At 43.2% G+C, this 23296-nt stretch carries 17 protein-coding genes, 6 tRNA genes, 1 rRNA gene and 1 riboswitch; of the genes, 5 read left to right on the top strand and 19 right to left on the bottom strand.

Features of this window, described 5'->3' with window-relative positions; genetic code table 11:
• The 11 genes from FTU72_RS04040 to secA all read right to left on the bottom strand — a co-directional run.
• A 16S ribosomal RNA gene (locus tag FTU72_RS04040) occupies positions 1-115 on the bottom strand; the annotation flags it as partial.
• 954 nt (positions 116-1069) lie between these two features.
• Positions 1070-1146 (bottom strand) — tRNA-Pro (locus FTU72_RS04035).
• An 18-nt stretch (positions 1147-1164) separates the two neighbouring features.
• Positions 1165-1240 (bottom strand) — tRNA-His (locus FTU72_RS04030).
• A 78-nt stretch (positions 1241-1318) separates the two neighbouring features.
• Positions 1319-1395: transfer RNA gene (locus tag FTU72_RS04025), tRNA-Pro, on the bottom strand.
• An 18-nt stretch (positions 1396-1413) separates the two neighbouring features.
• Positions 1414-1489: transfer RNA gene (locus tag FTU72_RS04020), tRNA-His, on the bottom strand.
• A 36-nt stretch (positions 1490-1525) separates the two neighbouring features.
• Positions 1526-1602 (bottom strand) — tRNA-Arg (locus FTU72_RS04015).
• A gap of 35 nt (positions 1603-1637) precedes the next feature.
• Positions 1638-1714 (bottom strand) — tRNA-Pro (locus FTU72_RS04010).
• 154 nt (positions 1715-1868) lie between these two features.
• Positions 1869-2936 carry a quinolinate synthase NadA gene (nadA, locus tag FTU72_RS04005; RefSeq protein WP_179993243.1) on the bottom strand — a complete coding sequence of 356 codons (1068 nt, stop codon included), beginning with the start codon at positions 2934-2936 and terminating at the stop codon, positions 1869-1871.
• Positions 2937-3088: 152 nt separating this feature from the next.
• Positions 3089-4309 carry a bifunctional glutamate N-acetyltransferase/amino-acid acetyltransferase ArgJ gene (gene argJ, locus FTU72_RS04000; protein ID WP_179993244.1) on the bottom strand — a complete coding sequence of 407 codons (1221 nt, stop codon included), beginning with the start codon at positions 4307-4309 and terminating at the stop codon, positions 3089-3091.
• A 154-nt stretch (positions 4310-4463) separates the two neighbouring features.
• Positions 4464-4817, bottom strand: a complete 354-nt coding sequence (locus FTU72_RS03995) for a hypothetical protein (protein WP_159124164.1) — start codon at positions 4815-4817, stop codon at positions 4464-4466.
• A gap of 153 nt (positions 4818-4970) precedes the next feature.
• Complete coding sequence (secA, locus tag FTU72_RS03990) at positions 4971-7697, bottom strand: preprotein translocase subunit SecA (protein ID WP_180031926.1); 2727 nt, start codon at positions 7695-7697, stop codon at positions 4971-4973.
• Between the two features lie 331 nt (positions 7698-8028).
• Here secA and FTU72_RS03985 point away from each other — a divergent pair, with 331 nt between their 5' ends.
• Together FTU72_RS03985 and FTU72_RS03980 are read left to right on the top strand one after the other, a co-directional pair.
• Entirely contained in the window at positions 8029-8670 is a 642-nt protein-coding gene (locus FTU72_RS03985) for a peroxiredoxin (protein WP_159124162.1), read from the top strand.
• A gap of 585 nt (positions 8671-9255) precedes the next feature.
• Entirely contained in the window at positions 9256-9846 is a 591-nt protein-coding gene (locus tag FTU72_RS03980; RefSeq protein ID WP_180052486.1) for a dual specificity protein phosphatase family protein, read from the top strand.
• Between the two features lie 5 nt (positions 9847-9851).
• Here FTU72_RS03980 and FTU72_RS03975 read toward each other — a convergent pair whose 3' ends face one another.
• Genes FTU72_RS03975 through trpA form a run of 4 tightly spaced genes read right to left on the bottom strand, consistent with a single transcriptional unit; the run spans position 9852 to position 13867 of the window.
• Positions 9852-10898, bottom strand: a complete 1047-nt coding sequence (locus FTU72_RS03975; protein ID WP_373685614.1) for an SPOR domain-containing protein — start codon at positions 10896-10898, stop codon at positions 9852-9854.
• Positions 10889-12172, bottom strand: a complete 1284-nt coding sequence (gene folC / locus FTU72_RS03970) for a bifunctional tetrahydrofolate synthase/dihydrofolate synthase (RefSeq protein ID WP_180052484.1) — start codon at positions 12170-12172, stop codon at positions 10889-10891. The genes FTU72_RS03975 and folC overlap by 10 nt, the downstream gene beginning before the upstream one ends.
• A complete protein-coding gene (gene accD / locus FTU72_RS03965) occupies positions 12169-13065 on the bottom strand; it encodes an acetyl-CoA carboxylase, carboxyltransferase subunit beta (RefSeq protein WP_166139531.1) in 897 nt (298 codons plus the stop codon). The genes folC and accD overlap by 4 nt, the downstream gene beginning before the upstream one ends.
• A gap of 1 nt (position 13066) precedes the next feature.
• Positions 13067-13867, bottom strand: a complete 801-nt coding sequence (trpA, locus tag FTU72_RS03960; RefSeq protein WP_004782187.1) for a tryptophan synthase subunit alpha — start codon at positions 13865-13867, stop codon at positions 13067-13069.
• Between the two features lie 365 nt (positions 13868-14232).
• Here trpA and FTU72_RS03955 point away from each other — a divergent pair, with 365 nt between their 5' ends.
• A complete protein-coding gene (locus FTU72_RS03955) occupies positions 14233-15564 on the top strand; it encodes a Na+/H+ antiporter NhaC family protein (RefSeq protein ID WP_159124158.1) in 1332 nt (443 codons plus the stop codon).
• Positions 15565-15604: 40 nt separating this feature from the next.
• On the opposite strand, the gene FTU72_RS03950 is transcribed toward FTU72_RS03955, so the two are convergent.
• Complete coding sequence (locus FTU72_RS03950; protein ID WP_180052483.1) at positions 15605-16642, bottom strand: AraC family transcriptional regulator; 1038 nt, start codon at positions 16640-16642, stop codon at positions 15605-15607.
• A gap of 140 nt (positions 16643-16782) precedes the next feature.
• Here FTU72_RS03950 and FTU72_RS03945 point away from each other — a divergent pair, with 140 nt between their 5' ends.
• Entirely contained in the window at positions 16783-17661 is an 879-nt protein-coding gene (locus tag FTU72_RS03945) for a metal-dependent hydrolase (RefSeq protein ID WP_180033773.1), read from the top strand.
• A 63-nt stretch (positions 17662-17724) separates the two neighbouring features.
• Here FTU72_RS03945 and FTU72_RS03940 read toward each other — a convergent pair whose 3' ends face one another.
• The 3 genes from FTU72_RS03940 to FTU72_RS03930 all read right to left on the bottom strand — a co-directional run bounded on the left by FTU72_RS03940 (position 17725) and on the right by FTU72_RS03930 (position 20948).
• Positions 17725-18717 (bottom strand): DUF2804 domain-containing protein, encoded by a 993-nt coding sequence (locus FTU72_RS03940; protein ID WP_180052482.1) that lies wholly within the window; start codon positions 18715-18717, stop codon positions 17725-17727.
• A 361-nt stretch (positions 18718-19078) separates the two neighbouring features.
• A complete protein-coding gene (trpB, locus tag FTU72_RS03935) occupies positions 19079-20323 on the bottom strand; it encodes a tryptophan synthase subunit beta (protein ID WP_004782182.1) in 1245 nt (414 codons plus the stop codon).
• The gene (locus FTU72_RS03930; protein ID WP_166139520.1) at positions 20304-20948 is read right to left on the bottom strand and encodes a phosphoribosylanthranilate isomerase; all 645 of its coding nucleotides are present in this window, start codon (positions 20946-20948) and stop codon (positions 20304-20306) included. Before FTU72_RS03930 ends, trpB begins: the two co-directional genes overlap by 20 nt.
• Before the next feature lie 143 nt (positions 20949-21091).
• Positions 21092-21302, top strand: a riboswitch (cobalamin riboswitch).
• 37 nt (positions 21303-21339) lie between these two features.
• Here FTU72_RS03930 and FTU72_RS03925 point away from each other — a divergent pair.
• Entirely contained in the window at positions 21340-23223 is a 1884-nt protein-coding gene (locus FTU72_RS03925) for a TonB-dependent siderophore receptor (RefSeq protein ID WP_180052481.1), read from the top strand.
• Positions 23224-23296: the final 73 nt, after the last annotated feature.

The following is a 23296-nucleotide window of genomic DNA, read 5'->3' as shown; positions in this document are numbered from 1 at the left end:
TTACTCACCCGTCCGCCGCTAGGAATCAGGTGCAAGCACCCTATCCCCGCTCGACTTGCATGTGTTAAGCCTGCCGCCAGCGTTCAATCTGAGCCATGATCAAACTCTTCAGTTAAAATCATTTCGAACTTTATAAGTAAAGTTCTTAAACTTGGCTCATCAATTTTCTGACAAATATTTCTCAAATAAACTTCGAGTAATTTAAACCATTCAATCAATGAAAATAATTTCGATCAATCAACCAGTAAAAATCCACACAAGTTGTTCTTCATAATCTCTTAATGATCTTCTTACTACTTCGTCAGTAGCAAGCTAGGTCGGCTATATTACTCTCTATCTCTAGAAAGTCAACCAGTAATGAAAATTATTTTTAAACTTTCTTTCTAAAACCCAACTTAACCATTTCATGCTAAGTTACTGTTTTATCAGAAGTTTTAATCTTCATCACCGCCGATGGATGTGCATTATAGACCAATCCCAAACAAGCGCAACCCCTATTTTTAAGAAAATACTTCAGTTGATTATTATTTCTACAAAAATGTCATATATGCATATTTTTTAATCTAAAAACCCTATTTTTTAGATATCTTTTTACTATTTCCATTTTTTAATTTAAAAAACAGGGACTATTTCGTTTCAGCTTAATAAAGTGCAATTTAGTTTTTTATTCCTATAACTACTCTTGCTTAAAATATTCTTCCAACTCACTCGAATAAATATTTTTCTTATTTTCACAATCCCTATGGACCTCCCAATAAATGCGACTCACCCATAAAAAGATCTAGGTACATTTAGCTCGACTTATTAAAAACATAATTCTGGAATGAAGAATGAAGAATGAAGAATGAAGAATGAAGAATGAAGAATGAAGAATGAAGAATGAAGAATGAAGAATGAAGAATGAAGAATGAAGAATGAAGAATGAAGAATGAAGAATGAAGAATGAACTTAATAAATAACCAGTTTTTAATCTATTTTTATTTTGATTGCTAAATTTAATTCGTAGTTAAATTTCAGACATAAAAAAACCGCCTGATGCGGTATCTATATAATTAATCATTTTTATCGATGGTCGGAGCAGTAGGATTCGAACCTACGACCCCCTGGTCCCAAACCAGGTGCACTACCAGGCTGTGCTATGCTCCGATGTTCAACTCAAAGAGTTGGGGTGAATGATGGGATTCGAACCCACGACAACCGGAATCACAATCCGGGGCTCTACCAACTGAGCTACATCCACCATTACGGTGTTTTCATTATTTAGACATAAAAAAACCGCTTGACGCGGTATCATTTATCTTAACCACCATGAAGAAGATGGTCGGAGCAGTAGGATTCGAACCTACGACCCCCTGGTCCCAAACCAGGTGCACTACCAGGCTGTGCTATGCTCCGATGTTCAACTCAAAGAGTTGGGGTGAATGATGGGATTCGAACCCACGACAACCGGAATCACAATCCGGGGCTCTACCAACTGAGCTACATCCACCATTGCCTTGGTTCTTAAATATCAAGCCACCAAAAATGGCGCGCCTGACAGGATTCGAACCTGTGACCATCCGCTTAGAAGGCGGATGCTCTATCCAACTGAGCTACAAGCGCTTTACTGATGATTTTCACCATCCGCCTTGAAGAATTGGTCGGAGCAGTAGGATTCGAACCTACGACCCCCTGGTCCCAAACCAGGTGCACTACCAGGCTGTGCTATGCTCCGATTCATCTCAGCTTTCGTATCAAGCTTATCGCTTGGTACGGTGTGCATTCTAGGCGTGACGCCATAAGACGTCAACACCTATATTTAAAAAAAATCAAAAAAACACTTCAAGCGTTTATTTATCAAGCATTTCAGACATTTTTTATACAAAATCTTAGCGTTTCAAGCTGGCACTAAAATCCAGCATACGATCTAAAGGCAGTTTGGCTCGTTGAGCTAATGCGGGGTCAACATGAATCTCCTGATCACGATGTTGTAGAACATGCAAGATTCCATCTAGCTCGTTCATGGCCATCCAAGGACAGTGTGCACATGAACGGCAGGTTGCTCCTTCTCCAGCGGTTGGAGCTTCAATCAAAATCTTATCTGGCACAGCCTGCTGCATTTTATAGAAAATACCGCGATCTGTTGCCACGATCAAACGCTGATGTGGCAAGGTTTGAGCTGCCTTGATTAACTGAGAAGTACTTCCGACTGCATCAGCAATTTCTACCACAGACATCGGTGATTCTGGATGGACCAGCACTGCCGCATCTGGATATAAGGCTTTCATATTAGCAATTCCGCGCGAACGAAATTCTTCGTGGACGATACACGCGCCATCCCAAAGCAGCATGTCAGCACCGGTTTTATTCTGGATATAACGCCCTAGATGCTGATCCGGTGCCCAGATAATTTTTTCACCTAAACTATCGAGGTGTTCAATAATCTCAACTGCACAACTTGAAGTCACGACCCAGTCAGCGCGGGCTTTAACCGCAGCTGAAGTATTAGCATACACCACTACAGTATGATCAGGATGCGCATCACAGAATTTGGTAAATTCTTCTACCGGACAACCCAAATCCAGTGAACAGGTCGCTTCAAGAGTTGGCATCAGGACGGTTTTTTCTGGTGAAAGTATTTTTGAAGTTTCCCCCATGAACTTAACCCCAGCTACCACCAAGGTCGATGCGGGATGGTCACGTCCAAAACGCGCCATTTCCAATGAATCGGACACACAGCCACCAGTCAGTTCTGCCAGTTCCTGTATTTCAGGATCACAATAATAATGTGCAACTAGTACTGCATTCTGCTTTTCCAATTCGGCTTGAATCTGTGCAAATTTTTCCTGTTTGGCCTGTGCACTGATCTGATGCTCTTTGGGTTCTCCTAAACGATCTAAATGCGCCTGCACAATCGATTTGGCTTCATTGGCTATTAATTTGGTCGCATCATTCATAACAACTCTTACTCTACCCTCATGGTTCATTATTCAACGAACCTTTCACCCTACATCCCGGTCATCTCTAGCAAAATACTTTTTTGACCAGTCATTAAAAATCATAAGATATAAAAAAAGCCCCACAACGGAGGCTTTAGAAACAATCTGAATTATGAACGATAATCAGCATTGATCTTCACATAATCATAGGACAGGTCACAGGTATAGACTGTATCTTTTGCTTCACCACGTCCAAGATCAACACGAATCGTCATTTCAGCTTGTGCCATCACACGTGCACCTGCCTCTTCGGTATAGTCTGCTGCAGCACCACCATCCTTGCAGATTTGTACATCATCTAACCAAACCTGAATTTTTGCAACGTCTAAATTCGCCACACCTGCATAACCGATTGCAGCCAGAATACGTCCCCAGTTTGGATCAGAAGCAAAGATCGCAGTTTTCACCAATGGAGAATGCGCGATGCTATAGGCCACGTCACAGCATTCCTGAGTATTGGCACCACCTTCTACGGCCACAGTAATAAACTTGGTTGCGCCTTCACCATCACGCACAATCAATTGCGCAAGGCGTTTCATGGTACGCATTAATACCTCAAGCACAGCTGCATAACGCGGATCTTCAACTGATGAAATTTCTGTTCCACCGGCCTGACCTGTAGCAATAAAAATGCAAGAGTCATTGGTTGAGGTATCCCCATCAATGGTAATGCGGTTGAATGACTGATTCACTGTCTCAGATAAAAGCTGTTGAACCAGTTCACGGCTGATTGGCACATCAGTCGCCACATAACCTAGCATAGTGGCCATATTTGGGCGAATCATGCCGGCACCTTTGGAAATCCCGGTCATGGTATAAGTAATGCCGTCCAGTTCGAACTGTTCAGATGCACCTTTTGGTGTAGTGTCTGTGGTCATGATGCCGGTTGCCGCATCGATCCAGGCATCATCACGCAATGACTCTAATGCAGGCTGCAAACCATTCAGAAGACGTTCCATTGGTAATTGTTCGCCAATCACCCCTGTTGAAAATGGCAATACTTCTTCAGCTTTCACACCTGCAAGTTCAGCCAGTTTGGCACAAGTGGCTTCAGCATTTGCCATACCTGTAGCACCTGTACCCGCATTGGCATTTCCGGTATTAATCACTAAATAATGTGGGTTACCTACCGCCAGATGTGCTTTAGAAACATGTACAGGAGCAGCACAAAAAGCATTCTGGGTAAATACACCTGCAACATTGGAGCCTTCAGCCAGTTCAAATATCACCAGGTCACGTCGGTTCTGATAGCGTACATACGCTTCTGCCGAACCAATTCTCACCCCTTTTACCACATGCATCTGTGGCATAGATACGTCACCAACTGCCATTTTTAAATGTCCAATATTGAAGTTTCAGAAAAATACAGCTTAGTTGATCTTCATTAAAAAATCGAGCCAAAGCCAGATGAACACTCACTTTTCTTATGGTTTTTCACAATAAAAAACCAGTCATGGTGACTGGTTTTATTAAACTGGATCAAACTTAGTTTTTAGCCAGCTGGGTTGATTCACTCAATAAAGCTTGTTTCGCCTGTTGCTGACTTGCCGCAGAAAGCGCTGGGTTAGAAGCAACAATACGGTCAGCATTCGCTGCATTGGCTGCTGCAATCGCTGCAGTCTGCAAAACGATTGGACGGTTTGAATTATTAAAGGTATAGCGAATGCCAGTACGCGGACTTGCAATGGTCACCTGACCATCTGTACCCGTCTGAACCTGAGCCGTAGTTGGACCAATGGCCTGCTGAACTTTAGCAGGTGTCGTTGTTGCTGTTTCAGCAAAACTTAAAGTCGGGATTACCAAAGCAGCAACCATCATCGTTTTTAATACTTTTGTCATTGTTTCTTCCACTTTGCGGTGTTCAATCTGCCATTAAATACCATTTAATCCGGTACAGTGCAAACAGTATTCATCAGCTGAAAAGCCCATATACATAAAAAGATCAGGGCTAAATAGCCCTGATCTTTTTATAGTTTAGAAACTTAGCAGAAATTAGATCTTGCCATGACACTGTTTGTATTTCAGACCTGAACCACATGGACAAGGTGCATTACGGCTTGCCGGTGCTTCAAAGACTGGTGCAACCGGATTGGCCTGCGCATTTTGTTCAGTAGTGATTTCATCTTCTTCAGCCAGTAATCCATCAAATTCCTGATGAGATAACTGCAAACGCATCGCTTCAGCCTGTGCCTGCTGCTGTGCTTCCATTTCAGCCAGCTCTTCAGGTGTTGGTACATGGATACGTGACAGATCAGTAATGACGTCAGATTTAATCACGCCCAGCATGTTTACAAACAGGTTATAGGCTTCTTTTTTGTATTCCTGCTCTGGGTTTTTCTGTGCATAACCGCGTAAATGAATCCCTTGACGCAGGTAATCCATCGCAGCCAGATGCTCTTTCCAGTGACGGTCCAGAGAGTTCAGCATGAAATGACGTTCAAGTGATGCTGCAGATTCAGCACCCATTTGTTCACGACGTGAACGGTAACGATTTACCACTTCTTCAGTAATTCGCTCAACCAGTGCTTCTTCATCTAAACGACGATCCTGCTCTAACCATTGTGCAACTGGCAGATCAATCGATAAGTCTTCACGTAGTGCAAGTTCCAGACCTTCAATATCCCACTGATCATGAATTGATTCAGGCGGAATATAGTTGGCGATCATGCCCTGCATCACTTCACGGATCATCTCTTCGATATAATCCTGCAATGAACTTTCAGCCAGAATCTCATCACGCTGACTATAGATAATTTTACGCTGCTCGTTATTCACGTCATCGTATTTCAACAGGTTCTTACGAATGTCGAAGTTACGTGCTTCTACTTTACGCTGTGCATTTTCGATTGAGCGTGACACCATTTTGTGTTCAATCGCTTCATCTTCTTTTAAGCCCATTGCACGCATCATGGCAACCACACGGTCACCCGCAAAGATACGCATCAAGTCATCTTCAAGAGACAGGTAGAAACGCGATACACCCGGGTCACCCTGACGGCCCGCACGACCACGCAACTGGTTATCGATACGGCGAGATTCATGACGCTCAGAACCGATAATATGCAAACCACCAGAAGCAAGAACTGCTTCATGATTCGCTTCCCATTCTGCTTTCAGGCGTGCTTCATCTTCAGGGGTTGGGTTTTCAATTTTGGCCAGTAGCGCTTTCCAGTTACCACCCAGCAAAATATCGGTACCACGACCGGCCATGTTAGTTGCAATCGTTACAGCACGCGGTGCACCCGCTTGGGCAATAATATCTGCTTCACGCTCATGCTGTTTGGCATTCAGGACTTCATGTTCAATACCAGCTTCTTTAAGCTTGTCAGAAAGAATTTCCGACGCTTCAATAGTGGCCGTACCAATTAGGATTGGCGCAACACCAGCTTCATGAACACGCTGGATTTCCTGAATAATCGCGTTGTATTTGCCTTCACGATTCAGGTAGATCAAATCGTTCTGGTCATTACGGATCATTGGACGGTGGGTTGGAATGATTACCACATCCAGACCGTAAATTTCTTTCATTTCCGCAGCTTCAGTATCTGCAGTACCGGTCATACCGGATAATTTTTTATACAGACGGAAATAGTTCTGGAATGTAGTAGTTGCAAGGGTCTGGTTTTCCGGCTGGATTTCCAGACCTTCTTTTGCTTCAACTGCCTGGTGCAGACCTTCAGACCAGCGACGACCTGGCATGGTACGACCGGTGTTCTCATCGACGATGATCACTTCACCTTCATGGATGATGTAATGCACGTTACGTTGATACAGATAGTGCGCACGAATCGCAGCAGTCACATGATGCAGCAAATTCAAATTAGAAGCTGAATACAGGCTTTCACCTTCAGCCAGCAAGCCCATTGCAATCAATTCACTTTCAATGGTTTCAAAACCGGTTTCAGTAATTTCAACAGAACGCTGTTTTTCATCAATCCAGAAATGACCGCCATCCGGTACTTTTTCTTCTTTCTGTGCTTTTAACTTCGGTGGAATGCTGTTGATCGCTGCATAAAGCTGGGAGGAGTCTTCACTTTGACCAGAAATAATCAGCGGTGTACGCGCTTCATCGATCAGGATCGAATCGACCTCATCGATAATGGCATAGGTCAGACCACGCTGTTTTTTCTCAGCCAACGAGAACACCATGTTGTCACGAAGATAATCGAAACCGAATTCGTTATTGGTACCGTAAGTGATATCTGCTTTATAGGCTTCAGATTTTTCTATCGGATTCTGCATGGAATAGATAATCCCAATGCTTAAACCCAAGAATTCGAACAATGGACGGTTTAACTCGGCATCACGTTGTGCCAGATAGTCGTTCACCGTGATGACATGGACACCCTGCCCGCTCAATGCATTAAGATAACAGGCCAGCGTCCCCATCAGGGTTTTACCTTCACCGGTACGCATCTCGGCAATCTTGCCTTCATGCAGGGTAATACCACCAATCAACTGTACGTCGTAGTGACGCATTCCCATAACACGTTTTGCAGCTTCACGACAGACTGCGAATGCTTCAGGAAGTAACTTATCTAGGCTTTCACCCTTATTATATCGTTGTTTGAATTCTTCAGTTTTTGCAGATAAGTCTGCATCGCTTAGGGCTGATATCGTCGGCTCGAGCGCATTAATCTTGTCTACGATTTTACGCATGCGTTTGAGTTCGCGCTCATTTTTGGTACCGAAGATTCCTCCGATCAGACTTGCCAACATGAATAGACTCTCTAAATCTTGCTTGTCAAATAAATATGTTCTTAGTCGTTATTATGGTGCTAGAAATTTGAACTACAAGGGTTTTGCCAGAAAACCAATGAAAAAAACTCATCCTTCGTCCTAGCCCTGAGACCTAAGGCAAAGTAATGTAGCAAATTTTACCCATGCAATATAGTTAATTAGACGACTGATTTGTCTGATTCTGAATCGACAGCCTACTTCTTTATTCGGTTTATTCATAAGAAATTCTAAAAACACTATTTTTAATCATAAAAAAATTGGTTCATATTTATTCTCATCGACACATTACAAGATCAATTGAGGCAAGAAAATGAGTTTACGTTTAGGCGATACCGCACCGAATTTTGAACAGCAATCTAGCGAAGGCTTAATTAACTTTTATGACTTTCTAGGCGATAGTTGGGGCATTTTATTTTCACATCCAGCAGACTACACACCTGTATGTACCACTGAACTGGGCTTTACCGCGAAACTGAAAGACGAGTTTACAAAACGTGGCGTGAAAGCGATTGCGCTTTCTGTTGATGATGTTGAATCGCATCATGGCTGGATCAAAGACATTAATGAAACTCAAGGTACGACCGTTAACTTCCCGATCATTGCTGATCAGGACCGAAAAGTGTCTGAGCTGTATGGTTTCATTCACCCAAATGCCAGCGAAACCCTAACTGTACGTTCTCTGGTAATCATTGATCCAAACAAGAAAGTGCGTCTGATTATTACCTACCCTGCATCAACAGGTCGTAATTTCCATGAAGTATTACGTGTAGTCGACTCTCTGCAATTAACCGACAATCATAAAGTTGCAACTCCAGCAAACTGGCAACATGGCGATGATGTAGTGATTGTGCCTTCATTAAAAGATGAGGAAGAAATTAAACAACGCTTCCCTAAAGGTTATAAGGCAGTAACTCCTTATTTACGTCTTACGCCACAGCCTGAGCAAAATTAAAAGGACTCCTTTTTAATTTTGCGCAAGGCAAGCGTAGCGCGCAGTTTCCATTGTACTGCCCTTGCGCAAGACGAGAAGCTATGCTTCGAGTGACAAAACTGAAAGCACTGCTTTTCAGTTTTGCGCAAAGCAAACGAAGTGCGCAGTATTTGAAGCACTGCTTTAATTTGTGACAAGACAAGCGCAGCGCGTAGCTTCCAAAACACCGCTTTGCTTGAATGCAAGACGAGAAGCTATGCTTCGAGTGATAATTTGAAAGCACTGCTTTAGTTATTCGTAAGACAAGCGAAACGCGTAGTCTCTAAAAGGTGGTACTTTTTCGCTCAAGAACCTCAGCTATGCTAAAGTTATACGGATAAGCAAAGTTACTGCTCTTTAACCATGACACCGAAAATTTAGAAAAAACTCTCCACCATGAAAATGAAGATCATCATGCATCAACCATCATTTTCATGTTTAGTTTGATACCCACCGACGAGCCGGGTTTTCGAACTTTTCCCATCAAGCCTGTCTTCGGACAGGCTTTTTTTTGCAAAAGCCGATATGCTGTTGAAGAGAATGATTAAAAAGAGGGTTTAACGCGCAATGAAAAATAATTATGTACTTCTTCTGGTTTCCGCGTTTGTTTTATCTGGCTGTACTCCAGCGCTGCCTGAACAGGAACGCCCAATGCACTGGGGACAGGGACTGCATGAAGAACATAATTTTTATCAGATTAGCGATGAACTTTACCGGAGTGAACAGCCGAGCGATGAACTGACGCCCTTATTAAAACGATATGCCATTAATGTGGTGATCAACCTGCGTTCACGCGATAAAGATACGGATATTTTGTCAAATGAAGACCTCAAGCTTAAACATGTTCCCATTCTTACCTGGGCTATGAATCGCGAGGATTTACTGAACGTAATGCAGTTGATTCAACAGGCACGGCAAAATAATGAAAAAATACTTTTACACTGTTATCATGGTTCAGACCGTACCGGTGCCAGTGTGGCCATGTACCGGATTATTTTCCAGAACTGGCGCATTGAAGACGCAGTACGGGAAATGAAGCATGGCGGTTATGGCTTTCATTCCATTTGGCGCAATATTGAAAAATTATTTATCCCTGAAAATGTAAGATGGATTCGCGAGCAACTCACGAATCCATCTACAGAAACTTCGGTTAAGTAAGAGAATTAACGCTTATCTAGCGGCACCCAGTCATTCACCCAGGCTGATTTCATGTTCAGGCTGGCATCAGACGCGATTTTCTTACGCAGTGCATCTGCTGTTTCACGGTCTTTAGATGGACCGACCATGATACGCACACCTTTAGATGTCTGGCTCTTGGTGACCTTGTAGCCTTTGGCTCGCAGTTTGGCCGCAATGGCATCAGCATTGGCTTCATTGGCAGCCAGGGCCACCTGCACCATCCACTGTTTATCACTTTCACCTTCAAGAAGTTTACGGGCTTTTTCAGCTTCAGCCTTTTTCTTGGCCTCTTCTGCTTTATGTTTCTCTTCAGCTTTGCGCTTTTCTTCTGCCTTACGTTTTTCTTCTGCCTTACGTTTTTCTTCAGCAGCTTTATGCTCAGCTTCTTTTTTCTTTTCAGCCGCTTTGTGCTCTTCCTCGGCCTTACGTTTTGCTTCAGCTGCCTTATGCGCTTCTTCAGCTTTACGTTTCTCTTCTAGCTTACGTTTTTCTTCTGCAGCCTTCTGCTCTGCCTGTTTCTTGGCAGTATCAGCTGAAGTTTGGGCTTTTTGCTGCTCAAGTTTCTGCTGTTCTAACTTTTTTTGTGTAGCAGCCTTGTCTTCAGCCAGACGTTTTTGCTTCGTCTGTTCATCTTCTGCCAGCTCAGGTGGAATATTGTCTGAACTTTGCTGTCCCATACGATGGGCATTCAAAGCGGCATATTCTTCAGCCGCACGACGTGCTGCATCTGCCTCAGCCTGCTGCTGCATGGCTAAAAATTCAGCTGCACGAGCTTCCTGTTCAGCTACTGCTTTTTCGCGGTCACGACGCTGCTGTTCCAGCAGACGTTTTTCTGTTTCCACATCGACTGTTAAAGAACCTAATGAATTGTTGACTGTATCTTTTGATTCTACTTCTGCAGCCAGTGCCGGGTTTTGCTGACGATTCTGATGAATTTCATTTTGGCCTTTCAGGAGTAATGCTGCCAATAAAACACCACCACCTAGTAAAACAACGCCACCCATCCAGCGTTGTTTGTTATTCATTGACATTCTTCCAAATACTCCCATACCGCTTCTAAGGTATGAAATGATCCACATACCAAAATCAGCTGATTATTCTCTGTTTCATCCAGCGCTGATTTAAAAGCTAATTTTACATTGTCAAATTGTTCTATCAATTCACCTTGCAATGCATCAGTCAAAAGTGTGACCTCTGCCGCACGTGGCACAGATAATGGTGCAATTTTCCACAAATGAACAGTGTCTTTCAACAACTTGACGACAGAATTTATATCTTTATCTGCCAGCATGGAAAATACACAAATGACTTCTTTATATTTCTTTTTGTAATTTAAATAATTGCGTAATTGTTTTAACAGGAACTCTATCCCATGCGGGTTATGTCCGGCATCAAAAATTACGGTCTTATTCTGAATTTCTCGGACTTCAAAACGTCCCGGCAATTTAGCTGCCTGAATTCCTTCCGCAATCGCTGTCTGGTTGACTTCCAAACCACTCAGCAAGATCGCTGCAACCGCTGTCGAAATATTATCCAGCGCCAGTGAACCTGTTGGCAATTTTAAAGTCGTACCCGACGATGCAAAAGCCCAGGTTTTGCCATCTTCAAAGGCTTCATAGAAATAATCACGGTTGATAGCATACAACGGCGCATTGCATTCAGCAGCTTTATCCAGAATGGCTTGCGGAATATCTTGCTGACCACCAAATATCACGGGAATATTCGGACGGATAATACCAGCTTTTTCAAAAGCAATTTTTTCAATGGTATCACCGAGCCAGTCGGTATGATCCAGTCCGATATTGGTGATGACTGCAACATCCGGATTAACCACATTCACGACATCCAGACGGCCACCCAATCCGACTTCCAGCACCCACACATCACACAGTTCATGTTTAAAAATCACAAATGCAGCAAGTGTGGTTGCTTCAAAGAATGACAGGCTTAAATCGCATTCGCGACGTGCCCGATCGACTTCAACAAAAGCATCAATCAGCAACTGGTCTTCGACTTCAACCCCACGTAATTTCACCCGTTCATTAAAACGATATACATGAGGAGACTGATACAGTCCGACCTTAAAACCCTGAGCATTGAGAATGGCAGCCAGAGTCGTGGTCGTTGAACCTTTACCATTGGTTCCGGCAACCGTCAGGACTTTAGCCTCCGGATTGATCACGCCCAGCTTTTCAGCCACAGGAATAACACGTTCCAGGCCTAAATCAATCCCCGTAACGTGAACATGGCTCCAATAATCGAGCCATGTATCAAGTGAATCAGTTGCTAATGGTGCTGTGTTCAAGGCAGGTTCATCAATTTCGTGATAATACGATAAACTGTATCACGTAATGCATGACGGTGAACAATCTGATCGATTACACCATGATCAAGCAAATATTCAGCACGCTGGAACGGTTCGTCCAGTTTTTCACGTACAGTTTGTTCGATCACACGTTTACCCGCAAAGCCGATCATGGCTTTCGGTTCAGCCAGATGCACATCACCCAGCATGGCTAAAGACGCAGTTACACCACCATAAACTGGGTGGGTCAATACCACCACATAAGGCAGACCTGCTTCTTTCAAACGCTGAATCGCTGCTGAAGTACGTGCCATTTGCATCAAAGACAGCATACCTTCCTGCATACGTGCGCCACCAGATGCTGCAAAACAGATCAGAGGTTGATGCATTTCAATCGCACGCTCCGCTGCCTGCACAAAGCGGTCACCCACTACAGTGCCCATAGAGCCGCCCATGAAGTCAAACTCAAATGCGGTTGCAATCATTGGCACGCCTTTCAGCAGACCTTGCATTACGATCAGTGCTTCAGTTTCACCTGTTTTCTTTTGTGCTTCCGACATACGGTCTGGATAAGCTTTGCTGTCGACAAATTTCAGTGGATCTTTGGCCGTAAATTCCTGACCCATTTCAGTCTGTACCTGATCAAAGAACCAGTTCAGACGGTCACGTGCTTTCATTTTCAGATGTTCATCGCATTGTGGACAAACATAAGCATTAAATGACATTGCAGTACGTGTCACCAAAGCATGACATTCAGGGCACTCAATGGTTGGCTCTGTGAATGTCGCTTTTAGGGTGGTTTGCTCATCAGGTACATGAATGCCCGGAACAATACGCTCCGTCCATGGGGTCGATGGGCTCAGAATTTTGCCTGATTTCACTTGTTGACTCATACTATAACTCATCGAGCGCTGCTCGAAGCTCCTTGACTTTATTCACCGTCGCAATAACGGCTTGTTCTGGCGCGAGGGTTGCAAACTGTTTTACAAACGCACTTCCCACAATAACTGCATCGGCAGCAACACCCATCGCTTTCGCAGATGCAGCATCACTGATACCAAAACCCACGCCTACAGGAACATCTGTCTCTGCCTTAATTTTCTGAATACGTGCAGCTGCTTCAGATACATCTAATGTTGCAGCACCCGTCACACCTTTCAACGACACATAGTAAATAAAGCCACTGGCCTGTTTCACTACATGCTGAATACGCTCATCAGTTGAGGTCGGAGCCAACAGGAAAATCTGATCCATTTCATATTTTTCCAGCACCTGCCCCAAATCTTGAGCTTCTTCAGGAGGAAGATCGACCAGAAGCACGCCGTCGACACCGCATTCATAGGCATAAGCCACAAACTTTTCATAGCCAATGACTTCAACCGGATTGAGATAACCCATGAGTACCACTGGTGTTTCGCGGTCTTTCAAGCGAAATTCTTTCACCATGTGCAGGGCATCCAAGGTATTAGTGCCACCGGCCAGCGCGCGTTCAGCGGCCAGAGCAATCACCGGACCATCTGCCATTGGATCTGAGAAAGGGAGACCCAGTTCAATCACGTCGACGCCAGCGTCCACCATCTGGTGCAGCAAAGGTACGGTTACCTCTGGATGCGGGTCACCAGCCATAACATAAGAAACTAAAGCTTTACGCTGTTGAGATTTAAGTTGTCCAAATCGTGTGGCTAAACGTGACATAGGGCTGAGCTTTCCTTAAGGTGTTTCAAACTTGAGACATTGACTATGTAGAAATACAAGACATCGCATTGTAACGCTATTTTTTGTACATTGAACAGTGTGCAACATCGACCTCTGGCATTTCATTTCCTGTGCGAGGATTTCAGAACAACCCGAAGGGATCTATTTACGATTATTTTGATTTTTTTCTCAATGATCAAAGATGCCTAATTTTGGCATTCCCTAAAATGTTGAATATTTAGATAAACTTATTTTTATCATGGAAAAATTAATAAAAATGCAGATGTTAGCGCATTCATTTAAAGTTTTCTGAAATTGCAAAACCTGTTTTATACTAGCCCCATTCTCTTATTTTTTTATCTCCTATGCAGACTGACTCTGAAGGTACAGTGCAGGCACGCGCCATTGCACTGTTGCCGCTTATTGTATTTTTAACCATCTTTTTAGGTAGCGGGATCTATCATTCTCTGATCGGAACTGAATTTGCGTTTTATCAGATTAAAGCGCCTGTTGCTGCCCTGCCCGCGATTATCTTGGCTGCATTAGTGTATCGTGGCAAACTCAATCAGGGTATTGAAGAATTTCTTAAAGGTGCCAGCCATCCTAACCTGATTCTGATGTTCATGGTATTTATGCTGGCCGGTGCTTTTGCCAGTGTTAGCAGTGCGATTGGCAGTGTTGATGCCACCGTACAGATGGGCCTGTCTGTCATTCCTCCGAGTTTTGTCTTACCGATGCTGTTTGTGATTTCGGCATTTATTGCGACGGCGATGGGTACCTCTATGGGAACCATTGCCGCCTGTGCACCCATTGCCTTTGGCTTTGCACAAGTGACCGAGATTCCGGTGGTTTATGCAATTGGCGCCGTGGTCGGTGGAGCAATGTTCGGTGATAACCTGTCCATGATTTCGGATACTACCATCGCTGCAACCAGCAGCCAGAAAGTGCAGTTACGTGACAAATTCAGCGTCAATGTCTGGATTGCTGTGCCGGCTTCTATCGTCACGATTTTGATCTATATCTTCAATACTGGTAGTTCTAGTCCAGTGGAATACAAGGACTTTAACTGGATCCTGGTCCTGCCTTATATTGCGGTCTTTTTACTGGCTTTTAGCCGTCTGCATGTTCTGGCGGTTTTAACCATCGGTGTCGTGTTATCGGGTTTATTCGGGCTATTTGCTACGCCAGATTTCAATATCCTCAAGCTGAACACTTCCATTTATGATGGCTTTGTCGGCATGTTTGAAGTGGCATTGTTATCCATGTTCCTGGGTGGCCTGTCTGCGATCATGCAACGTGAAGGTGGTTTACGCTGGCTGATCGAACGCATCTACGCGCTGACCCGCTTATTTAAAGTGGGCCGTCAGCGGGCCGGTGAAATCGGGATCAGTTTCTTGGTCGTATTTTCGAATCTGTTTGTAGCAAATAACACTGTCGCGATTATTCTGGCTGGTGATATGGCCCGTGAAGTGGCGAAAGAATATGGGGTTGATCCGAAACGTGCCGCCGCCCTGATGGATATTTTCTCCTGTGTGGTACAGGGGCTGATCCCTTATGGCGCACAATTATTACTGGCCTGTTCGATTGCCAAACTTTCTCCAGTCGAGCTAATCGGGGGCGTGTATTATTGCTGGATTCTGGCAATCTTTGCAGTGATCGCGATTGCTTTCCGATACCCTAAATTAAAAACAGCTTAAATTAAGTCATGAGATAAAGCGGCCAATGATGGCCGTTTTTTTATGCCTGATCCTGTTTTAATTGTTTTCTATATTGCAATAAAGTCCTGCCTGTTGCTGCCTTATAAGCGCGGGCTAAAGCGGACTGGTCAGAATAATCCAGTTGTTGGGCGATTTCGGTCAGGCTTAGGGGCTGATGCAATAAGCTTTCACAACGCCTGATCCTTTCCTGTTCCAACAGTTTTTTAAAAGAACTACCCTGCTCATTTAGCTGACGCTGCAAGGTTCGAGTCGATACAAACAGTTGCTCGGCCAGCTGTTCAATTTTAATCGCCTGTTGTCTGCTTCTTAGATGCTCCGCAACCACTTTTTGAGCCTGAGTCAAAATACTTTCTACAGGTGGTTTGGCTGCAATCGCTTCTTCAGCTTGACGAATCAATAACTGTAATAACATTGGATCGGCCTGTTCCGATTTCAGGTTCAGTCCCTGTATATCCAGTTCAAAGCCATAATCCTGCTGTGAAAACTGCACTTCTGCAGCATAGAATTTTTGATAGTGAATTCGGGCAATTTCTGGCGCATGGGCAAAACGCACCCGACGCAAGAGTAAAGGATGATCCTGCAAAATAAAACGTCCCAATTGCACCATGGCTGCGATGGTCAGCTCATTCAGCAGGTTATAACGCTCATCCTGATAGATCCAATACAATTCAATACTCTGTGCATGCTGTCTTAGTTGCAATGGGACAAATTCACTCCCATCAATGACCAGTCGCTGAAAACGCATGATATAGCCGATGATCTCAGGAATACTGCTGCTTTTAGATACCATATAGCCCAGCACACCAAAATGTTCTGGCCGAATGCACTGCACAATTTCAAAAATTAACTGTGGACACGCTAGCTGTTTTTGGGTTCTTAACAGGATGCTATTGAGAAAATCCAGCGGAACTTGTGCATCAAAAGGCTGATCAATCAGTCCAATGAGCTGAGGTCGTAGATCTGCAAGAAACTTTGCGGTTAAAGGTTCTATATTTAAGCTACGTAAATAGGTGGCCCATAGCTGGATATAGCCATTGGAGATTTTGATGTCCTGCATAAGCGCGTCCCTGTCTCCGCTGCGAATGTATATTTTATTTTTCTCTGGCGTAAAATGTATAAAAATTGGCCATATCTGTCAAAACAATTTGTGCAATTCTGAACATACTGTCAGCATCTTCAGAAAAAGAATGAAAGCAGATGAACGCACCTTTAAAATCTTCCGTACAGCCTGTGGTACGCAGTAATCTTGATTTTAAGCTGAGTGAAATTCCGCGTTACTGGTTTGGTGGCGATCCATTCCTGACCCGTATGTTTGATGCACTGAGTCTGACCTTTCCAGATGGTGAACGTTATTTCATTCAGAGTGTGCGTCTGTTCCGCGACCAGATCAAAGATCCAGACCTACAAAAACGGGTAGCGGATTTTATCCGTCAGGAAGCCCAGCATGGCATTGCCCATGACAAGATGAATAACATGATGCGGGAACAAGGCATGCCGGTTGATCAGTTTATTCAGCGTCTGAACTACATGATGAACTATGACCTGAAGAACCGTTCACCTGAGTACAATATTGCAGTCACTGCAGCCGCAGAACATCTGACCGCGCTCATGGCTGAAACTTTTTATGGACAAAAAGATACTTTAAGAAATGCCCATCCTTTTGTTCGCGCCATGTTTGCCTGGCATGCGATTGAGGAAATGGAACATCGTGATGTTGCTTTTGATGTGATGAAAGATGTGGCAAAAACGCCAGAATGGCTGCGTCAATATACTTTGCTCATTACGACTTTGCTGATGTTTGGTTTTACCATTTACCGTGCCAATGTCATGCTTAAACATGATGGCTTTAGTCCGCTGCAACGCTTGCAAATGAATATCCGGGGCTTACCTTGGTTCTTTGGCAAAAAAGGGACTCTGACTCGTATGGGTAAACAGTATCGTGACTGGTTTAAAAAGGATTTCCATCCATCCCAACACCCAGTGATTGCTCAATATGAGGTTTGGGTAAAAACGCTGGCAGAAACCGGCGACCCTATTCAGGCAGGAGAAGCCTTCTGGCAAGCTGCAGAAGATTAAACCTCGAAATCAAAAGCCTTCGAGATTGAAGGCTTTTTTAGATTTAGAGGTTAGAAAAATGAATTACCATTTGGCATAGTGCTGTTCTAAAAGTCCATATTCATTGACCAGTACAATCTCCTGACCATCTTGCCGGATGGTGCCGGATACTTTTGCCTGCCACTGACTAAACTGGCTGCCGACCAGACGCAGATTCAGATTTTCATAACGGCGCCAGCCCGTGTGTACATTCAGGTTCAAGCAGCCATCCAATGACTGGATGTTCCAGCGTTCGTCAGATTCCTGCTGAAATAACACATCCGCCACAGGATAAATTTTGCCATTTACCCACAAACAGTTTTCATTACCAAAGCTTTCATTGACACCGGAAGCGAGATTGATCCCGATACGGTTACGATTGGCATCCCAGAAATTACAGGACAACCAGAACCAGGCAGTTTCAGGACGCAAAAAGCCACAGGTATCATCCAGAGAGGCGAAGGTGCGCTCATTAAACTGGATGGTTTCACCTTGCTTATTTACGAAATAACCTTCACAACCCAAAGTGGTCAATTTCTGGGTATAGGTCCAGCCATTAATTCCGGTCGGACTGCACATACTCAGCGGATCTGTACCTGCACAGAAAATTCGGGCACTAAGCTTGATTTCACCATATTTGGTCACATGGATATAACGCACCCCATTGGCATGCTGGATATCAATCTGAAAGGGAGATTTGTGAAAATAACTATGATTAAATAATGGCTGTTCGTCTAGCACCGTATTGCGCGAGAAGAAATTGATCGCATTCCATTCCTGCACTTCGTTGGTACTATGGTTATAGATGTAGAAAAAACTGTGCCCAGCCCAAGCGATATCCGCAATCGCAAGGCCAATTGTATAATGTTCGTGTTGAATACTACAGAATTTAAATTTTTTATATTTTAGTTGTTTACGCCATCCCTTGAGTACATCACCATAGGGATTTTTGTACTGGTACGCATTGTAATCAATACTTTTTGGAATTTCCTTGAAACGTCCGTAACGTGGTTGTCCATTTTCCTGAATTAAATCCATTAAGACATTCCATCTCAATCAAAAACTATTTTTGCTTGAAGCTATTATGCCGATTATTGAGATTTGATAAAGAATTTTTTAAAACCGTTCGTCAGCTCTTCCGGCCAATTCTGCTTAAAATAACCATTTTAATTTTCTGAATGAGAAACTGATTTTTTGCTGTTTTATCCAGAACTTGTATAATTTTTATACCACTTCCAGCCAGATTGATCCTTCCTCTTCATCTTTAAAAATTTTCTTATCTATAAAAATAAAAAAATCGTACTGAATAGCTTCAATACGATTTTTTTAATCCACCTTACTCTCCTTTTAGATAGGAGGGTTTTCACCCCTCTTTGAAAAAGAGGGATCGGAGAAAATTTTACATCTCAACCATTTCTACGCCATCAATACGGGCAACAGTCATCAAGTCTTTATCACCACGACCAGAAACGGTCGCAATAATGATTTGATCCTTGTCCATGGTTGGGGCAAGTTTAGTGACATAAGCCATCGCATGTGAGCTTTCAAGCGCAGGAATGATCCCTTCGATCTTGGTTAGATCACGGAAACCTTGTAACGCTTCCTGATCATTGATCGGTACATAGTTCACGCGTTCCATATCTTTCAGGAAGCTGTGCTCCGGACCTACACCCGGATAATCCAGACCGGCAGAAATTGAATGCGTTTCAATGATCTGGCCTTCTTTATCAGACATCAGATAAGTACGGTTACCATGCAGTACACCGACGTGACCCGCATTTAGTGGTGCAGAGTGCTTGCCAGTTTCAATCCCTAAACCTGCGGCTTCAACACCATACATTTTCACATCCTGATCGTTCAGGAATGGATAGAACAAGCCCATTGCATTTGAACCACCACCGACACAAGCGACTAACGCATCTGGAAGGCGACCTGCCTGTTCCTGAATCTGACGGCGTGCTTCACGGCCAATGATGGACTGGAAGTCACGAACCAATTGTGGATATGGATGTGGACCTGCCACGGTACCAATCACATAATAAGTTGAGTCAACATTGGTGACCCAGTCACGCATTGCCTCGTTCATGGCATCTTTTAATGTTTTAGAGCCACTTTCTACAGGGACAACTGTTGCACCCAGCAGACGCATACGGTAAACGTTCATCGCCTGACGTTTCACGTCTTCAGCACCCATGAACACCACACATTCAAGACCTAAACGTGCTGCGATGGTTGCCGTTGCTACACCATGCTGACCGGCACCAGTTTCTGCAATAATGCGTTTTTTGCCTGAAAGTTTAGCCAGTAAAGCCTGACCAATTGTGTTATTTACTTTATGTGAGCCAGTATGGTTCAGATCTTCACGTTTCAAGTAAATTTGCGCACCACCCAACTCTTTTGACCATCGTTCAGCATGATATAAAGGACTAGGACGACCTACGTAGTAGGCTAGATCACGGTCGAATTCTGCCAGAAACTGTTCATCATCTTTCATGCGGAAATAAAGCTTTTCCAGATCTTGTAAAGCCGCCATCAGAGTTTCTGACACAAAACGCCCGCCATGGATACCGAAATGTCCACGCTCATCCGGGAATTGGGTATAGTCAATCACGGGCTTGTTGTGATTAGTACTTTGCTGATCCACGATGGACTCCTTGCATAAAGCGTTCTATGAGTTGTTGGTCTTTTATACCTTTTGCGGATTCGACACCACCACTAACATCAACAGCATAAGCCTGTGTGGTGTGAATTGCTTGCTCGATATTGTCCGGGTTTAAGCCCCCAGCCAGGATCAAGGGAATATCTAATTGAGGAAAGGTGCTCCAGTCAAAGCTGTGGCCGGTACCACCTTTTAAATCAGGATGCCATGCGTCTAACAGTACTGCGCTGGCCCCTGCTGTCTGATAACGTTGAATCTCAGCGACTACGTCCAGATCAGGTTTGACCTGAATCGCTTTATACCAGCGACGCCCAACCTGCTTTGCGATAACCTGACATTGTTCAGGGCTTTCATCACCATGAAACTGCAGAATATCCAGCGGAACAGTTTTTAAAATATCCTGGATGTCATCTGCCGTACTATTAACAAATAAGCCCACCACTTGAATATAAGCTGGCACTGCTTTGACCAGCACTTCAGCCTGTGCCTGAGTCACGCTACGTGGGCTCGGTGAATAGAACACGAATCCAATGGCATCACAGCCGGCATCAGCAACAGCTTGGACATCTTCAACTCGGGTAATTCCACAGATTTTGGCACGGGTTCGCATATAGTGTTGGCTCTGATTTACCAAGATATCAAGTAATCTATAAGATTGGGGTGAATCATTGTAATGCAAATCATCGATCTTGCGTAAAGTTCATACGGATTATTCTTGATCTTGATTGTTTAAGTCATAAGCAGACTTTATACTTGCCACAATTTGCAACGAGTCAAGGCCTTAAGGCTTTAGGGAAGTTGGTGCAAATCCAACGCTGCCCCCGCAACGGTAAAAAATGAAAAGCTTGTCTTTATAAATCCTCAGGATTTACACCACTGCATCAATATGTGGGAAGGTGGATAAGTAAGTATGTTTCAATACTGCATTTAAGTCCGGATACCTGCTTGTTGTGTTCTTTAACTCAATCATTCACGGGGAGTGAATGTATGGAGCACATCTCATGTCTATTCCATTTCAACCTACTGCCTTGGTAGGTGCGATCGCACTTGCGTTGGGTACCACTTCATCTGTTTTTGCTAACGAGCAAAAAGTTGCGAAAGCATCTTTAGATACCATTGTGGTTACAGCAACTCGTTCTGCAGAAAACATTGAAAATGTACCTGCGCGAATTTCAGTGATTGAACCTGCAATTCTTGAGCAATCATCGATTACATCACTTCCAGAACTATTAAAGAATGATGCATCTATCAACATGGTTCAAGCAGGAGGTATTGGTCAACAATCATCGATCTTTTTACGTGGTACTGAATCAGATCATACCCTCGTATTACGTGATGGTGTTCGACTTAACACAGCAACATCTAACGCAGCATCTTTGGCTTTTATTGATACCACTGATATTAAACAAGTTGAAGTATTAAAAGGTCCTGCCTCTGTACTTTATGGCTCAGATGCGATTGGCGGTGTTGTTCAAATCATTACCCAAGCCCCTAAAAAGTCGGGTGGATTTGTTACAGGCGAAATCGGTGAAAATAAAACGTATAAATCTGTAGTTGGGGCTGATTTAGCAGAAAATGGGATCTATACTCAAATCCGCGGTCAACGCCTTGAAACTGATGGTACGATTGTCACAGATATTCCCAACACCCCCAAAGCAAGTTTTGATCAAAAAGGTTTTACCACCAAATTAGGCATTGATAAAGCCCAATACAACGCAAGTATCGAATACAGTGAAAATCAAGGCTCAAGCCAATACGATGATTATGGTGCACAACGCTCTCATAACTTTGAAAATAAATTATTCACTGCAAAGAGTGCACTCAAATTAAATGATCAGTGGGAGCTTAATGCGCGCTACTCTAAATTTGAAGACAACCTTGTCCAAAATGATTTAACTGATATATATAATTGGGTACAAGATGAAATTACAGGTGATTGGAATTCTACCTATGTTGGCTCAGAAATTGACTACACTTTAAATGAACGTCAAGAATATGACCTGAATGCTCGATGGAAGCTAACACCGCATCAAAATATATTAATTGGTGGAACGATTAACAAATCAGATGTTAATAGTCTAAGTTATGGAACTGAATATAATACGTCATTAGATTCAAATGGATATTATGTTCAACATCAATTTAATAATGATAAATTGAATACTCAATTGGGTATTCGCTTAGAAGATAATAAGCAGTTTGGCGAACATACTGTAGGTCAAGCTGCACTTCGTTATAAACTTACATCAGATACAAGTGTATATACCAATATCGGTACTGCTTTTAGAGCACCAAGTGCAAATGATTTATACAGCTCATCAGGTAATCCAAATTTAGAACCAGAGGAAAGCATTTCATATGAAATTGGTTTAAATCAAAATTATTCACATGGTTTTAGCTCTGAATTTAGCTTATATCGTAATGAAATTGAAAACTTGATCACCTATAAAGCAGGCGAAAATCAAAACATTAAAAAAGCGATTCTGACAGGATTTGAATCAGCATTGAAATGGCAAGCTGATCAATTCTATACACGTCTATCATATAGCTATGTTCAACCTAAAGATGACTCAGATAATCGTGATCTCGTTCGTCGCCCACGTCACCATGCTACTGCAACTGTAGGTATGACGAATGAAAACTATGGCTTGGGCTTGTCTTTAAATGCAAAATCTAGTTCCAAAGATTGGGACTACAAACATGATAATCCAGGTTATATGACAGCAGATTTCAATGCTCATTGGAATCTAAATCCATCTGTTAAGCTTTTCACAAATATTCAGAATATGGGCGACACTAAATTCAAAACTTCATATCAAGATTATGGAAACTACTACTTAAATGGTGGTCGTCTTGCTTCTGCCGGTGTGACCTTTAAATACTAAGTTCAACCTTTTTAGAAATACTTTTGAGAATCATGTCATGCCTATGGCATGATTCTTTTTATATTCAGCATTT

The sequence above is a fragment of the Acinetobacter sp. YH12137 genome, assembly GCF_013418535.1.
Lineage (GTDB): Bacteria > Pseudomonadota > Gammaproteobacteria > Pseudomonadales > Moraxellaceae > Acinetobacter.
Note: the sequence above shows the minus strand (reverse complement) of the source record. Positions and strands in the feature narration are given on the sequence as shown.

Coding starts and splice junctions, on each gene's coding strand:
- nadA (WP_179993243.1), bottom strand. CDS start 2,936: ATGAATGATGCGACCAAATTAATAGCCAATGAAGCCAAATCGATTGTG.
- argJ (WP_179993244.1), bottom strand. CDS start 4,309: ATGGCAGTTGGTGACGTATCTATGCCACAGATGCATGTGGTAAAAGGG.
- FTU72_RS03995 (WP_159124164.1), bottom strand. CDS start 4,817: ATGACAAAAGTATTAAAAACGATGATGGTTGCTGCTTTGGTAATCCCG.
- secA (WP_180031926.1), bottom strand. CDS start 7,697: ATGTTGGCAAGTCTGATCGGAGGAATCTTCGGTACCAAAAATGAGCGC.
- FTU72_RS03985 (WP_159124162.1), top strand. CDS start 8,029: ATGAGTTTACGTTTAGGCGATACCGCACCGAATTTTGAACAGCAATCT.
- FTU72_RS03980 (WP_180052486.1), top strand. CDS start 9,256: ATGAAAAATAATTATGTACTTCTTCTGGTTTCCGCGTTTGTTTTATCT.
- FTU72_RS03975 (WP_373685614.1), bottom strand. CDS start 10,898: ATGTCAATGAATAACAAACAACGCTGGATGGGTGGCGTTGTTTTACTA.
- accD (WP_166139531.1), bottom strand. CDS start 13,065: ATGAGTCAACAAGTGAAATCAGGCAAAATTCTGAGCCCATCGACCCCA.
- trpA (WP_004782187.1), bottom strand. CDS start 13,867: ATGTCACGTTTAGCCACACGATTTGGACAACTTAAATCTCAACAGCGT.
- FTU72_RS03955 (WP_159124158.1), top strand. CDS start 14,233: ATGCAGACTGACTCTGAAGGTACAGTGCAGGCACGCGCCATTGCACTG.
- FTU72_RS03950 (WP_180052483.1), bottom strand. CDS start 16,642: ATGCAGGACATCAAAATCTCCAATGGCTATATCCAGCTATGGGCCACC.
- FTU72_RS03945 (WP_180033773.1), top strand. CDS start 16,783: ATGAACGCACCTTTAAAATCTTCCGTACAGCCTGTGGTACGCAGTAAT.
- FTU72_RS03940 (WP_180052482.1), bottom strand. CDS start 18,717: ATGGATTTAATTCAGGAAAATGGACAACCACGTTACGGACGTTTCAAG.
- FTU72_RS03930 (WP_166139520.1), bottom strand. CDS start 20,948: ATGCGAACCCGTGCCAAAATCTGTGGAATTACCCGAGTTGAAGATGTC.
- FTU72_RS03925 (WP_180052481.1), top strand. CDS start 21,340: ATGTCTATTCCATTTCAACCTACTGCCTTGGTAGGTGCGATCGCACTT.